Source organism: Microbacterium sp. B35-30, assembly GCF_010634855.1.
In the GTDB taxonomy this organism is placed as follows: Bacteria; Actinomycetota; Actinomycetes; order Actinomycetales; family Microbacteriaceae; genus Microbacterium.
This window is the reverse complement of record NZ_MWLQ01000042.1, coordinates 1-14574: the sequence shown is the minus strand read 5'-3', so window position 1 is coordinate 14574 and position 14574 is coordinate 1. Positions and strand designations below refer to the sequence as shown.

Sequence of the window (14574 nt, the reverse complement as noted above, 5' to 3'; positions counted from 1 at the left end):
CGACCGGGGGTGGAGTTCCGGTCGTTGAGCGAGGGAGCGCCAGCGACCGAGACGAAACGCGCCGAACCGAACGGATACCCCGGGTGCAGGCGTTTCGTCTCGCTCGTTCCTCGCTCGCTCAACGACCGGGGGTGGAGTCCGTGTGCTCGGGTCAGCTCGCGGTGACCTCCAGATCGGCGCGGACGGGGAGATCCCACGCTGACGGGCCCGCCGCGATGACGTACGACCCCGGCTGGACGCGGAGGGCGCCGGCGTGGAGCCAATCGTCGACCGCGCCGGGAAGGCGCACGTCGTCGTCCCACACCGCGAGGCGGCCGGGCGAGAACGAGAGCTCCACGTCCGCGACCTCGCCCGGTGCGAGCCGCACGCGGCGGTACGCCACCAGCACGCGGCGCGGGGTCGGGATGGCGAAATCGCCCACCGGCAGCGCGTACAGCTGCACGAGCTCCTCGGCATCGCGGGCACCGGTGTTGCGCACGCGCACCACCGCGTGCACGACCTGCTCCTCGGCTCCGGGTGCGAATCCGGCGTGCCGGTGCGTCGCGGCGGGCGCGGGGACCGCCACATCCGGGATCGTCACCGACTCGTACGCGACGGTCGTGTAGGTGAGGCCGTGACCGAAGGCGAACGTGGGTCCATCGGCCTGGTGGCGGTACGTCGCGCCCTGGCGGAGCGTGTCGGAGTCGAAGAGGTCGCCCGCCTGCTCCTCGGTGGCGGGCCAGCTCTGCGACAGGCGTCCCGACGGCTCGCGGTCGCCCGCGAGCACGTCGATGACGCCGTGCCCGAGCTCCTGGCCGCCGTGGCTCGACCACACGACGGTGGCGGCATCCGTGTCGTCCAGCACGTACGGGTAGCTCGACACGATCGTGAGCACCGCACGCGGGTTGGCCTCGCGCGCGACGCGCCACACGTCGGCGGCCGCCGCGGGCAGGCGCAGGTGCGGCCGGTCCTCGGTCTCGCGGCCGGCGAGATGCGGATCGTTGCCGACCGCCACGATGACGGCGTCGGCGCGCGCGGCGGCTTCTGCCACCGCCGACGCCCCCGAACGCACGACGCGCACGCCGAACCGCTCGGCCTGGTCGAGGGTGACGGCTTCAGCGGCGAGCAGCCCCGAGTCGCGAAAGGTCCGCACCCAGCGGCCCGAGCCGAGGTGCAGGAGCGACCACGTGCCGTCGGCGTGCAGGTGCCTGCGGAAGCTCTCCTGCACGACCCAGCCGCCGACGCGCGCGGCGTCGGCGCGCATCGGCCAGGCGCCTCCGGTGAGCAGCAGTCCGCTCGCGTGGGAACGCAGGGTCAGGATGCCGTCGCCCCAGTCCGTGACGTCGAACAGGGCATCCGCTCCGGCGCCGGTAGCTGACGCCTCGACGCTCGCACCGTCTGCGGCGGCGACGACGAAGCGGCCGTTCGACGCCGCACGGAGCGCCACCGTATCGGCCCCCGTCACGACCTCCGCGTCGCCGAAGCGCTCCGCGGCCGCCGCGCCGATCCCGACCGCGTACGGCGGCGTGCCGGCGTACCAGTCGGTCAGCACCGCGTCGGCGAGCGGTCCGACGACCGCGACCCGCCCCGCGTCCGAGAGTGGCAGCACTCCGTCGTCGTTCCGCAGCACGACGACGGAGCGCGCCACCGTCTCGCGGGCGAGCTGACGCGCCTCCGGCGCGTCGATCGCCTCGACGCCGATGCCCGCGTAGGGGTCGTCCGCGCCGTCGAACTCACCGGTGCGGATGCGCAGCTCGAGCAGCCGCACCACCGCCCGGTCGATATCGTCGGTCGTGAGGAGCCCGGCCTCGAGCGCCTCGCGGAGGTAGCCGATGGTGGGCTCCGCGTTCGCCTCGTTGTCGGTGAACGAGTCGAGTCCCGAGCGCACCAGGGCCGCCGCCGCGTGCACGTGGTCGGGCTGGGCGCGCTGGGTGGTCACCAGGAAGGTCGGGGCACCGGCATCCGATACCACCGCGATCGACTCTTCCGACCAAGACCGGGCCTCGGCGACGAGCTCGGGCTGCGTGTGGGCGGGGATGCCGTTGACCTGGTTGTAGGCGAGCATGATGCCGCCCGCAGCGCCCGACTCGAGGGCGCCGCGGAAGGCGGGGAGCTCCTCTTCGTGGAGGGTGCGCAGCGACATCTCGGACGAGGTCGTGGAGCGATCGGTCTCGTTGTTGTACGCGAGGAAGTGCTTGAGGGCGGGCACCGTGCGCCACACCCGCGGATGGTCGCCGCGCAGTCCGTGTGAGTAGGCCGTGCCGAACTCCGCGGTGACGTGCGGGTCTTCGGAGTAGCCCTCTTCGTTGCGCCCCCACGCGGGGTGGCGCAGCGTGTTGACGACCGGCGCCCACACATTGAGGCTCACCATCGGGTTCTCGGCGCGCTTGGCGCGCACCTCGACCGCAGCGACCTCGCCGACCTGGCGTACGAGCTCGGTGTCCCACGTCGCGGCCAGCCCGACGGGCTGCGGGAACACCGTCGCGCGACCGAGCCACGCGACGCCGTGCAGCGCCTCGCAGCCCGTGTGCCACGCGGCGACGCCCAGCCGCTCGATCGCGGGGGCCGCCTGGTGCAGCATCGCGATACGCTCGTCCGGCGTCAGCCGGTCGAGCAGGTCGCGCGCTCGCACGGCGAGGGGCTGGTCGACCTGCCGGAACACCGGCGTGTGCTCGGTCGGGCGCTCCGCGGTCGGCCGGGTCCCGGCTGGGCCCCCGCCACCGGAGGCTCCGTGCAGCGCGCCAGCGCTGTGCGGAGGGGTCGCGGGGACCGTCAACGTCTCATTCATCGCTCGTCCTCGATCTCGATGCGGATCTCTCCGGATGCTTCGGCCCGAGCGGTCTGCTCGCCCACCTGCAGTGCCCATGGGGCGTGCGCGTCGTCCGACGACGCGATGATCGCGGTGCCCTCGCGGCGTACGCGGAACGTCGTCGCGCCGACCCCGTCGATCGACCCCTTGGTGTCGTGGCCCGGCACACGCGTGACGGCGTCGTAGCCGTCGGGCAGCTCGAAGCAGCGCAGCGTGACACCATCGGACCAGTCGTAGTCGGGCCGGCTGTCGTCGGCGCCGAAGGGCAGCACCGTGCCCGGGCGCACGCGGAGCGGCACCGAGTCGTACGCGTGGGTCTCGCCGACCCAGCGCCTGCCGTCCACGACGGAGCCGTCGACCAGCGAGGTCCACCGCCCCTCGGGCACGTAGTACTCCACCGTCCCGTCGGCGGTGAACACCGGCGCGACCAGCAGCGCGTCGCCCAGCATGTACTGGGTGTCGGCGTCGAAGCCCGAGCGGTCGCCCGGGAACTCGAGCGCCATCGGGCGCATCATCGGCGTTCCCTCGTGATACGCCTGCTCGGCGGCTCCCGCCAGGTAGGGCATGAGCCGCATCTTGAGCTTCGTGAAGGTGCGCGCGATGTCGACGGCCTCGTCGTCGAAGGCCCACGGCACGCGCACGGACGATGAGCCGTGCAGGCGCGAGTGCGACGAGAGCAGGCCGAAGGCGAGCCAGCGCTTGAACAGCCCGGGATCGGGCGTGCCCTCGAATCCGCCGATGTCGTGGCTCCAGTAGCCAAAGCCCGACATCGCGAGCGAGAGCCCGCCACGCAGCGACTCGGCCATCGACAGGAACGTCGAGTCGTTGTCGCCGCCCCAGTGCACCGGGAACTGCTGCGAGCCGGCGGTGGCCGAGCGGGCGAAGACGACCGCGTCGCCGACGCCGTGGTGGCGCTCGAGCGCACGGAACACGACCTCGTTGTAGAGCTTCGCGTAGTAGTTGTGCATGCGGTGCGGGTCGGAGCCGTCGTGCCACACGACGCCCTCGACCGGGATCCGCTCGCCGAAGTCGGTCTTGAACGCATCGACGCCCTGGTCGAGCAGGCTCTGCAGCTTCGCGACGTACCAGTCGGCGGCATCCGGGTTCGTGAAGTCCACCAGGCCCATGCCCGCCTGCCACATGTCCCACTGCCATACGCTGCCGTCGGTGCGCAGGAGCAGGTAGCCGTTCTCGGCCGCCTCGCGGAACAGCGCCGACCGCTGCGCGATGTAGGGGTTGATCCACACCGACACGTGCACGTCGCGCTCGTGCATGCGCGCGATCTGGCCGACCGGGTCGTGGAAGGCGCGGGCGTCCCACTCGAAGTCGGTCCACTGGTACTCGCGCATCCAGAAGCAGTCGTAGTGGAACACCGACAGCGGGATGTCGCGCTCGGCCATGCCGTCCACGAACGCGGTCACGGTGTCTTCGTCGTAGCTGGCGGTGAAGGATGTCGTCAGCCACAGCCCGAACGACCACGCCGGCACGCGGGCCGGTCGCCCGGTGAGGGCGGTGTAGCGACGCAGCACGTCCTTCGGCTCGGGACCGGCGATCACGTAGTACTCGAGCGATTCGCCGTCGACCGAGAACTGCACGCGCGAGTTCACCTCGCTGCCCACCTCGAACGAGACGTTCGCGGGGTTGTCGACGAACACGCCGTAGCCCCGGCTCGTGAGGTAGAACGGCACGTTCTTGTACGCCTGCTCGCTCGAGGTGCCGCCGTCGGCGTTCCACGTGTCGACGGTCTGGCCGTTCTTCACGAACGCGCCGAACCGCTCGCCGAGGCCGTAGACGCGCTCGCCCGGCTCGATGCTCAGCTGCTGGTGCACCCAGGTCGGCTGCGTGCCCCCGGCGGCGGTGCCGGCTGTGCCGGCGGTGCCCGGGGTGCCGGTGGTGCCGTTCTTGCCGCTCGTGCCGGTGAAGTGGCCGATGGATCGGGGCAGCGAGCTGGTGAGCGTGCGCCCGTCGCTCTCGAAGTCGACGCGCCACTGACCCGCCGTCCGGACGACCCGCGCGCTCAGCGGGCCGGACCGCAGGACACCGGCCTCGTCGTCGATCGCGATCTCGGGGCGGAACCCCTCTTCGCCGAACACCTCGAAGTCCGGCCCCCGGTGCACCGCACCCTGGTGCCGCTCGACCCGCACCTTGACGACGCCGGGCGCCGGCGCCGAGAAGGTCACCGTGAGCATCGCGCGGTTGAGGGTGTCGCCCCGGTCACGGATGACCGCCGTCGGCGCGTAGACCGTCATGGTGCCCGCCGCCTCGTCGTGGCGGATGTCGTCGACCTCGACTGCGTACAGCGGGGCGAGCCCCGGCCGGGTGAGCCAGTAGCCATCGGTGAACTTCACTCTGCGTGCCTTTCGATGAGCACCATGGCGGCGCCGGGGGCCAGAGTGGCCTGGCCGTCGACATCCGCGTCCGACAAGAGATCCCGATGCGGGCCGGGCACCGTGACGTGCCGCGTCCCCTCACCGTGGTTGAGCAGAAAGAGGGCGTCGCCGCGACGGATCCCCTCGACGTCTTCGGGCAGCACGCGGTCCGGCACGACGCCGGTCACGCCCGCCGCGTCGAGGGCGTCGTCGAGGACGGCGGCGAGAGCGGCATCCGACAGCACGGCGCCGAGGTACCAGGCCGTGCCCTCCCCCACGCGGTGACGCGTGATCGCGGGCGCCCCGGCGAGGTGTCCATCCTCGAAGCGGGCGAGCACCTCGGCGCCGTCCGCGCGCAGGCGTTCTCCCAGCACGGATGCCTCGGCCACCGCGGGCGCGGTCGTCCAGGCGGATTCCGCCGCGACGCGCGTGGGTGCGTCCGGCAGGCCCACCCACTCCTCGCCGCTCACGCCGACGAGATCGCGCAGCAGCACCGGCGAGCGTCCGGTGAGGATGCCGGCGTGAGCGTCTGCGACGCCCGAGAACGGACCGACAACGAGGCTCGCACCCCGCTGGACCGCCGCGCGGAGGGCGGCCGCGGCATCCGTCTCGACGATGTACGAGTGCGGCACCAGCACCGCCGCGTAGGCCGACAGGTCGGCGCCGGGCTTCACGAGGTCGACGGCGATGCCCCGGCGCCACAGCGCGCGGTGCCAGCGCTGCACCTGCTCGAGGGTGCGCAGGCGCTCGGTCGGCCGCCCGGGCTCCTCCGCGGCCCACCAGGACGGCCAGTCGAAGAGGACGCCGACGGATGCCGCCACCCGCCCGCCGACGACCGGCCGCAGCTTCTGCAGATCGGCGCCGAGGGCGCAGGCGCTGGCGAACACCTCGGTGTCGGCGCCGGCATGCGGCAGCAGCGCGGAGTGGAAGCGCTCGGCCCCCGTGCGCGCCTGACGCCACTGGAAGAAGCAGATCGCGTCAGCGCCGCGCGCGACGGCCTGGAGTGAGTCGAGGCGGGCGCGGTCGGCGGACTTGGGCAGGTTGTGCGGTCGCCACGAGGTCGCACTCACGGCCTGCTCCATCAGGGCCCACGGGCGCCCGCCGCCGAGCGAGCGCATGAGGTCCTGCACGAGGGCGATGTCGGACGACGCGGTGGCCGAGCCGTGATCGGGGTACTGGTCGTCGGCGATGACGTCGACGTCGGCAGCCCATTCCCAGAGGTCGGTGAGGGGTTCGAAGCCCATGAAGTTCGTCGTGATGGGCTGCGTCGCCCCGGCCTCGCGGATCGCGTCGCGCTGCTCGGTGAACACGCGCTGCAGCGCCCACGAGGTGTACCGGCGGAAGTCGAGGGACTGGGCCGGGTTCACCAGATACGGCATGCGGCGCGGCGGCAGGACCTCGTCGAAGTCGCGGTAGCGCTGGGCCCACACGAGCGTGCCCCACGCGTTGTTGAGAGCCTCGATCGTGCCGTAGCGCTCACGCAGCCACAGCCGGAACTCGCGCGCCGCCTCGTCGCCGAAGTCGATCTGGCCGAACTCGTTGCCGACGTGCCACATGCGCACCGCGGGGTGGTCCACGTAGCGCTCGGCCATCGCCGTCGCGATGGACACCGCGTGCTCGCGGTACACGCGCGACGCGGGCGTGAACTGGTTGCGCGATCCCGCGACGAGGCGCACGCCGTCGGGGTTCACCGGCAGCGTCTCGGGGTGGAGGATGCCGAGCCACGGGGGCGGTGAGGCCGTCGGCGTCGCGAGGTCCACGGCGATGCCGTGCGCATGCAGCAGATCGAGCACCTCGTCGAGCCACCCGAAGTCGCGCTCCCCCGGCGACGGCTCGAGGCGCGCCCAGCTGAAGACGCCGACGGTCACGAGGTTGACGCCGGCGCGGACCATGAGCTCGGCATCCTCGCGCCAGATCTCACGCGGCCACTGCTCGGGGTTGTAGTCGCCGCCGAAGCAGAGGCCGAGCTCGCCGGCGAGTTCGCCAAAGGCGTCGACGCGGCGCGGGTGCAGGGTGGCGGCCATGGAGCGGGGAACCTCTTCGCTGAGTTTCGTCGTGGGCGATTGTCGTCGGATCGAGAAGTGGGAGCGGACTTTCGAAGCGCTTCAACACCGAGACCATATACTAGCGCTGTGACGATGTCCACGCGCCGCGATGACGCGGCCCCGCCGGCCCGCCCGGAGGCTCTGCACGTGCTCCGCGCGTCGGCGCCGGCCTCGCGCTGGCTCGAGGCGTACCCGGTCGGCAACGGCCTGCGCGGCGCGATGTGCGCGGGACTCGCCGGCGGCGACCGGCTGTGGCTGAACGACATCACCGCGTGGTCGGGGCATGCCGAAGCGGATCCGCTCGAAGGGGTCACCGCGCGCGGCGCCGAGGCCCTCGCAGCCGTTCGAGCAGCGATCGACGCCGGCGAACTCGACGCCGCCGAGGGACTTCTGCAGCAGATGCAGACGCCCTGGGTGCAGGCCTACCTGCCGCTCGGCTGGATCGACGTCGAGGTGCTCGGCCCCACGGTCGCCGCCGGCTCGGGGCGCGGTCACCCGGTCGTTGAGCGAGCGAGGAACGAGCGAGACGAAACGCCCCGGACCCTCCAGCGACGCCTGGACCTCGCGACCGGTGTCGCGACGCACTCTTACGACGGGGTGACGCACCGGACGTGGGCAGACCTGGTGACCGGGCTGATCATGCACGAGATCTCCGCCGAAGAGCCGATCTCGGTGCGGCTCCAGGTCGGTTCGCTGCTGCGGGCGGAGTCCGCTCCGGGCGATGTGGACGGCGACCTCGTGACGCAGTGGCAGCTTCCGGTCGACGTCGCGCCCGGGCACGAGCAGCCCGCCGAGCCGATCCGCTACGACGACACGGCCGGACGCCACGGCGCGATCGTCGTGCGCTCGCTCGGCGCCGCCGACGTGACCGACGGCGTGCTCACCACCGCCGACGGCACGACGCACCTGTTCGCCGTCGCCACGGCCACGGCGCCCTCGTTGCCCGGCGAACCCGCCGATGACCGCGATGCGCTGCAGCGGGCACGGGGCCTGCTCCGCGGCATCCCGGCATCCGTCGACGTCGCCACATCCCTCGACGTCGCCACCACGGCGAACGAGCTCCTCGCCGCCCACAGCGCCGCCCACGGCGCGCTCTACGACCGGTGCGCGCTCGAGCTTCCGGCTGCTCCCGGCGCGCGCAGCGTCGATACGGTGGAACGCGTGCGGCGCGCGCAGGACCACGACGACCCCTCGCTCGCGGCGCTCGCCTTCCACTACGGGCGGTACCTGCTGATCGCGTCCTCGCAGCCGGGAGGACTCCCGATCACGCTGCAGGGCCTGTGGAACGCCGAGCTTCCGGGCCCGTGGTCGAGCGCGTACACGCTCAACATCAACACCCAGATGGCGTACTGGCCGGCCGAGACGACCGGCCTCGCCGAGTGCCACGAGCCGTTGCTGCGGTTCACGCGGCGCCTCTCCGAGACGACCGGCCCCGCCGTCGCGCGCGAGCTCTACGGCGCCGACGGCTGGGTGGCCCATCACAACTCGGATGCCTGGGCGCACGCCGCGCCCGTCGGCGCGGGGCGCGGCGACCCCGCCTGGGCGAACTGGTCGCTGGGTGGTGCGTGGCTGGCGCTGCACCTGTGGGAGCACTACGCGTTCAGCCGCGACCGGGACTTCCTCCGGGCGGAGGCGTGGCCCGTCCTCGCGTCGGCTGCGGCGTTCGCACTGTCGTGGATCCAGACCGACGGCGAGCGCGCCTGGACGAGCCCGTCGACCTCGCCGGAGAACCACTACGTCGACGCCGACGGCCGCGAGCGCGGTGTCGCCGTCTCGGCGACGATGGATGTCGCCCTCCTGCGGGAGCTGGCGGCCGTCTGCCGCGCCGGTGCCGATGCGCTCGGCGCCGAGGTGGGCAACGACGAGCCGTGGATCGCGCTGCTGAGCGAGCGCGCCGGCATGCTGCCGACGCCACGGGTGTCAGCGCGCGGAGACCTGCTCGAGTGGGATCAGGAGCGCACCGAGGCCGAGCCCGAGCACCGGCATCTCTCCCACCTCATCGGGCTGTTCCCGCTGGCGCAGATCACGCCGGACGCCACGCCGGAACTCGCGTGTGCGGCATCCGAGTCCATCCGGCTGCGGGGTGCCGAGTCGACGGGCTGGGCGCTCGCGTGGCGCGCCGCCATGCAGGCGCGTCTGGGCGACGGCGCGGCCGTGCACGCTCAGCTTCGGCTGGCGCTCCGCCCCGCGGACGAAGGCGCCGCCCGCGGAGGGCAAGACCCTGAGAGCACTGTTGCCCACCGCGGCGGGCTCTACCCGAACCTCTTCAGCGCCCACCCGCCGTATCAGATCGACGGCAACCTGGGCGTGACCGCGGCGATCGCGGAAGCCCTCGTGCAGTCCTCCGACGAGCCGGCCCGGGACGCCGAATCCGGGCTCCGGTCAGGCGGGGACCCGACTGACCCCGCCCGCGTGCGGCTGCGGCTGTTGCCCGCTCTCCCGCCGGAGTGGCCCGACGGCGCCGTGCGCGGCATCCGTTCCCGCGGCGACGTGTCGGTCGACGTCGAATGGGCCGGCGGACGCCTCGTGCGGGCGTTGCTTCGGGCGGGGGCGCAACCGACGACAATGATGGTGCACGGACCGGACGGTCCGCTCGGCACGTACGAGCTCACCCCCGGAATCACGCGGGTGATCGAAGCAGGAGAACGGGGAACCTCATGGTGACGATCGCGGACGTCGCACAGGCGGCGGGCGTGTCGATCTCGACGGTGTCGTACGTCATGAGCGGCAAGCGGGCCATCTCGCAGGAGACGCGCGACCGCGTCGAGAAGGCCATCGACAGCCTCGGCTTCAGCCCGCACGCGGGTGCGCGGTCACTGGCGTCGCGCTCGACGAACGTCATCGGACTCCAGGCGCCGCTGCGCACCGGCGTCGACGTGCACGTCGTGATGCAGATCGTCACCGGCGTGGTCACGCAGGCGCGCAAGCACGGCTACGACATCCTGCTGCTCGCGAGCGACGACGCCAAGGCGCTGCAGCGGGCGGCCAAGGGGTCGATGGTGGACGCGCTGCTGGTGATGGATGTCGAGTCCGACGACCCCCGCATCGACACGCTGTCGCAGCTCGGGCATCCGAGCGTCCTGATCGGCCTGCCGGAGGGCCGTCGCGCGATCCCCTGCGTCGACTTCGACTTCGAAGCCGCCGGCTGGCTGGCGGTGGACCGTCTCGTCGCGCTGGGGCACCGGCGCGTCGCGCTCATCGGCTCGCCGCCCGAAGTCATGTCGCGCCACACGTCTTACGCCGACCGCCTGGCGCGGGGCTTCCTCGCGGCCTGCGAGGCCAACGGCGTGACCGGCACCGTGCACGCATGCCCGAGCAGCGCCGAGTCGGTCGCCACCGTCGACGCCGTGATGACCGAGAGCCCCGACATCACGGGCTTCTTCGTGCACAACGAGGGCGCGCTGCCGCACGTCGCGACGACCATCGCGCAGCGCGGTCACGCGCGCGGCGACGATCTGGCCGTGGTCGCCCTGTGTCCCGACGACGTCGCACGCTCGGTGTCAGGGCTCGCCGACAGCATCGCCGTTCCCGCGGAGGCCATCGGCGCGGCGGCGACCGACATGATCTGCGAGATCCTCGCGAACGGCGCGAAGCCGGCGGTGCGGCTGCTGCCGCCCGCCCTCACCGGAAGTACCACGGCCCCGTGACCGCGAACCGGGCCCGGTGACACGCATGCAGATCGACCCCGACAGCCGCACGCTCGGCGGCTTCTCGACGTTCCTGACGTTCGTCGCGCTCAACCTCCTCTACATCGTGCTCTGCCTGCCGATCGTGACGATCGGCGCCGCCACCAGCGCCCTCTACGAGGTGACGATCCGCTACTCCGACGACGAGAGCGGCCGGCCCCTGAAGGACTTCTTCCCCGCGTTCCGTGCGAACTTCGCACGCGCGACCGTCCTCATGCTCTGCCTGCTCGTGCCGGCGGCGCTGCTCGGCTTCTCGAGCGTGTTCTGGTTCGCGCACCCCGCGCTCTTCGCCGGCGTGGCCGGCGTCGTCGCGGTCATCGGCGCCGTGTACCTCTTCGCGGCGTTCCTCTACGCGATGGCGCAGGTCGCCTACTTCAGCAACACGGTGCGTCAGACGCTCAAGAACGCGCTGCTGCTGCCCGCGGCGGAACCCGTCCGCACGCTCGGGGTGCTCATCATCCCGGTGACCGCGGTCGCGCTCATGATCCTGTTCCCGCCGGCTGCGATCCTCGTCGGCACGATCGGCTTCTCGGTCGGCGCCTACGCGACCGCGTTCCTCTTCCGCAGCGTCTTCACCCGCCACGACGCCTGACCTCGCCTCCTTCGGCCCTGCGCCGACGGTGCGGGCGCCGCAGCCGGGCGCCGGGCGCCGGGCGCCGGGCGCCCGGGCGCGCTGCCGGGTCCGGGGGCACGGGCTCGCCGTCAGCGTCACCACCATTGACTTGTCACAGATGTACGCCGCACGCGGCGTGTCGCGCACATGTGAGGCAAGTCAACGAGGGAACGGCGAAAGAGGAGCGACTCGGGATGCCGTGTCCCAACCCTCTCGGACACGCATCCCCTGTCTCGGCATCCCTCCTCCCCGCCGTTGACTTGTCACAGATGCACGCCACACGCGGCGTGGCGCGTGCATGTGAGGCAAGTCAACGAGGAGGTCGCGGGAGCGGGGCACGACGAAGGGCTCGGGATGCAGCATCCCGAGCCCTTCGCGTCACGCAGGTGTCAGCCGGCGAACTCCTCCGTCACGGCGACGCGCGCGTCGTTCTGCGACTTCGCATTGTCCATGTCGAACTCGAGCACCTGCTCGTAGCCGAGACCGTTCGCGGTCTCGATGAGCTCGTCGCGGAGCGACTCGAACTGCGCCTCGCTGTCGGCGAAGACCATCTGCCACGAGAGCTGCTTGATGATCTCCTTGACCTGGTTGCGGAGCGTCTCGACCTCGGAGCTGTCGGCCGGCGCGGTGAAGCTCGCACCCGGGGCGACGAGCACCTGGTCGTTCGTCTGCAGGTACTCCATGGTCGAGGTGGCGCCGCCCATCTTCCCCGACCAGTCCTCGGTGAGGGGGTTGGCGATCGATGCCTGGTACGTCGGCCAGAACGTGTAGCTGTACGGCAGTCCGGTCTCGGAGTCGACCTCGATCGGGAGGACCGCGCTCAGGTTGAGAGCCGAGACGCCGTCGGCGTAGTCGCCGCCGCCCCACTCCTCGGGAACCGTCCCACCGCCCTCGAGGAAGACCTCGTTGCCGAAGTCGGTCAGCTCGGGCTCGCCGGCGTCGTTGACGTCCCACGTGAGGCCCTGCGGGCCGGCCGATGCGCCGGTCTGGCTGCTGTTGGCGTACGCGCCCTCGGCGGAGTACAGCCAGTCGATGAACGCCGCGATGCGCTCGGGGTCCTCCGCCTTGGAGCCGATGGCGAACACCTGCTTGCCGCCGTACGCCTCGGCGCCGTACGAGAAGATGCTCTGGTCTTCGAGCGGCACCATCTGGAAGCCCTTGCCCGCGGCCATGTTCTCTTCGGTGTTGTACGCCGACTGGCCGAGCCACGGCCACCACGAGAACAGCACCTGCCCGTTCTGGAACTTCGAGAACAGGGTGTCGTAGTTCTGCGTCGTCGACTCGGGGTCGACGAGGCCCAGCTGGTTGGCGTCGAAGTACAGCTTCAGGTTGCGCATGTACTCGCTGTCGGGGTCGAGGATGCTCTGGTAGTCCGAGCCGTCGGCCTTGGCCAGCACGAAGCCGATCTCGTCGTAGCCGTAGAAGCAGGCGGGCTGCTTGGCCGTGACCATCATGTTGCCGTCCCAGTCCTTGAACAGCGAGAAGGCGTAGGTGGGCTGACCGTTGTCGGCGGTGGGGTGGGCCGCCTGCATGTCGGCGAGCACCGGGAGGAGGTCTTCCAGTGTGCTGATCTGGGGGTAGCCGGCCTCCTTGTAGTAGTCCCAGCGTACGTACGGGCCGAACGTGGGGTTCAGGCCCTCCGACGGCTCGGTCGGCTTGAGCGACGAGACCGCCGACGGGAAGCCGTAGACGCCGTCCTTCCCGTCGTTGAGCTTCTCGACGGCCGCGTCGAACTCGGCGGCGTTGTCCATCGCGCCGTAGTAGTTCGACGAGTCCTGCACCAGACCGCCCTCGATGAGCTCGTCGAGCTTCTCGCCCTTGTCGGTGATGATCAGGTCGCCCAGGTCACCGGCCGCGACGCGGGTGTTGTAGAGGGTGTCACCGCCGCCCGCGACGTTCGGGGCGATGATGTTCAGCTTCATGTTGAACTTGTCTTCGACGATCTTGGCGAACCAGCCCTGCTGGATGCCCATGTAATTCGCGAGACCGTCGAACACGTCGATCGTGATCTCCTCGTCCCACTTCTCGGGGAACTCGTCGATCGCGCCCTGCTCGGCACCGCCCGCACTGCAGGAGGCGAGCGACCCCGCGGCGAGCAGCGCCACGAGTGCCAGGGACACCTTCTTTCGAAGCTTCATTGCTTTCCTTTCTTGGTGGTGCGTGGCCGCCGTCAACCCTTGACGGCGCCCAGCATGATGCCCTTCACGAAGAAGCGCTGGAACAGGGGGTAGATGAAGATGATGGGCAGCACGACCAGCACCGAGACGGTCATGCGTATCGAGGTCGGCGTCTGCTGGGTCGCCACCCCGGCTATCTGCCCGAGATTGCCGCCGGCGTTCTGTGCGGCCTGGGCGAGGCTCGACGCCTGATTGATGAACATGTAGAGCAGGTACTGCAGCGTGTACAGACTCTGGTCGGTGATGTAGATCAGCGTGTCCTGGAAGCTGTTCCACTGCGTGACCGCGCTGAAGATCGCGATGGTCGCCAGGATCGGCGTCATGTTCGGCAGGTACACGCGGAAGAACACCTGCAGGATGTTGGCGCCGTCGACCTCGGCGGCCTCCTGCAGCTCCCGCGGCATCGACTCGACGTAGGTCTTCGCGAGGATGACGTTGAACGGCTGCACCACGAACGGCAACACGTACACCCAGAAGTTGTTGGTCAGCCCCAGCGTCTTCATGATGATGAACACCGGGATCAGACCCGCGCTGAAGTACATCGTGATGATGAGGAAGCGGTACCAGAACTTGCGGCCCCACATGCGGGTCTGCGTGAACATGAACCCGAGGAACGCGGAGGCCAGCACGGTCAGCACTGTGCCGATCACGGTGCGCCCGACGCTGACCACAGCGGCCATCGGCAGCCCGGGCAGCTGGAACACCTGACCGTAGTTCGACAGGTGGAACCCGACCGGCCACAGGCGCACGTCGCCCAGCGCCGAGACGTCGTTGGCGCTGACCGAGTTGATGATCAGGTAGTAGAAGGGGTAGGCGCAGATGAGCGCGAACAGCAGGAACAGCGTGTAGTTCCCGATGCGGAACAGGATGTCGCCGGCCGAGGCGCGATAGCGCGC

8 protein-coding genes are annotated in these 14574 nt (G+C 71.0%); 3 read left to right on the top strand and 5 right to left on the bottom strand.

Going from position 1 to position 14574, the window contains the following annotated elements; genetic code table 11:
• Nucleotides 1-151: 151 nt before the first annotated feature.
• Genes B2K11_RS18570 through B2K11_RS18560 form a run of 3 tightly spaced genes read right to left on the bottom strand, consistent with a single transcriptional unit; the run spans nucleotide 152 to nucleotide 7181 of the window.
• Entirely contained in the window at nucleotides 152-2767 is a 2616-nt protein-coding gene (locus B2K11_RS18570) for a glycoside hydrolase family 3 C-terminal domain-containing protein (RefSeq protein WP_163620580.1), read from the bottom strand.
• Nucleotides 2764-5136 (bottom strand): alpha-xylosidase, encoded by a 2373-nt coding sequence (yicI, locus tag B2K11_RS18565; protein WP_163620579.1) that lies wholly within the window; start codon nucleotides 5134-5136, stop codon nucleotides 2764-2766. Before yicI ends, B2K11_RS18570 begins: the two co-directional genes overlap by 4 nt.
• Complete coding sequence (locus B2K11_RS18560) at nucleotides 5133-7181, bottom strand: beta-galactosidase (RefSeq protein ID WP_163620578.1); 2049 nt, start codon at nucleotides 7179-7181, stop codon at nucleotides 5133-5135. The genes yicI and B2K11_RS18560 overlap by 4 nt, the downstream gene beginning before the upstream one ends.
• A 114-nt stretch (nucleotides 7182-7295) precedes the next feature.
• On the opposite strand from B2K11_RS18560, the gene B2K11_RS18555 reads away from it, so the two are divergent.
• The 3 genes from B2K11_RS18555 to B2K11_RS18545 are packed head-to-tail and all read left to right on the top strand — an operon-like array spanning nucleotide 7296 to nucleotide 11480.
• Nucleotides 7296-9866, top strand: a complete 2571-nt coding sequence (locus B2K11_RS18555; protein ID WP_239526254.1) for a glycoside hydrolase N-terminal domain-containing protein — start codon at nucleotides 7296-7298, stop codon at nucleotides 9864-9866.
• Nucleotides 9860-10849 carry a LacI family DNA-binding transcriptional regulator gene (locus tag B2K11_RS18550; RefSeq protein ID WP_163620576.1) on the top strand — a complete coding sequence of 330 codons (990 nt, stop codon included), beginning with the start codon at nucleotides 9860-9862 and terminating at the stop codon, nucleotides 10847-10849. Before B2K11_RS18555 ends, B2K11_RS18550 begins: the two co-directional genes overlap by 7 nt.
• Nucleotides 10850-10874: 25 nt before the next feature.
• Nucleotides 10875-11480, top strand: coding sequence for a DUF624 domain-containing protein (locus tag B2K11_RS18545; protein WP_163620575.1), 606 nt, complete (start codon nucleotides 10875-10877; stop codon nucleotides 11478-11480).
• A 410-nt stretch (nucleotides 11481-11890) separates the two neighbouring features.
• On the opposite strand, the gene B2K11_RS18540 is transcribed toward B2K11_RS18545, so the two are convergent.
• Both B2K11_RS18540 and B2K11_RS18535 read right to left on the bottom strand, forming a co-directional pair.
• A complete protein-coding gene (locus B2K11_RS18540; protein WP_163620574.1) occupies nucleotides 11891-13639 on the bottom strand; it encodes an ABC transporter substrate-binding protein in 1749 nt (582 codons plus the stop codon).
• Nucleotides 13640-13671: 32 nt separating this feature from the next.
• Nucleotides 13672-14574, bottom strand: a 903-nt coding sequence (locus tag B2K11_RS18535) for a carbohydrate ABC transporter permease (RefSeq protein ID WP_204260188.1), incomplete at its 5' end; no start/stop codon positions are given.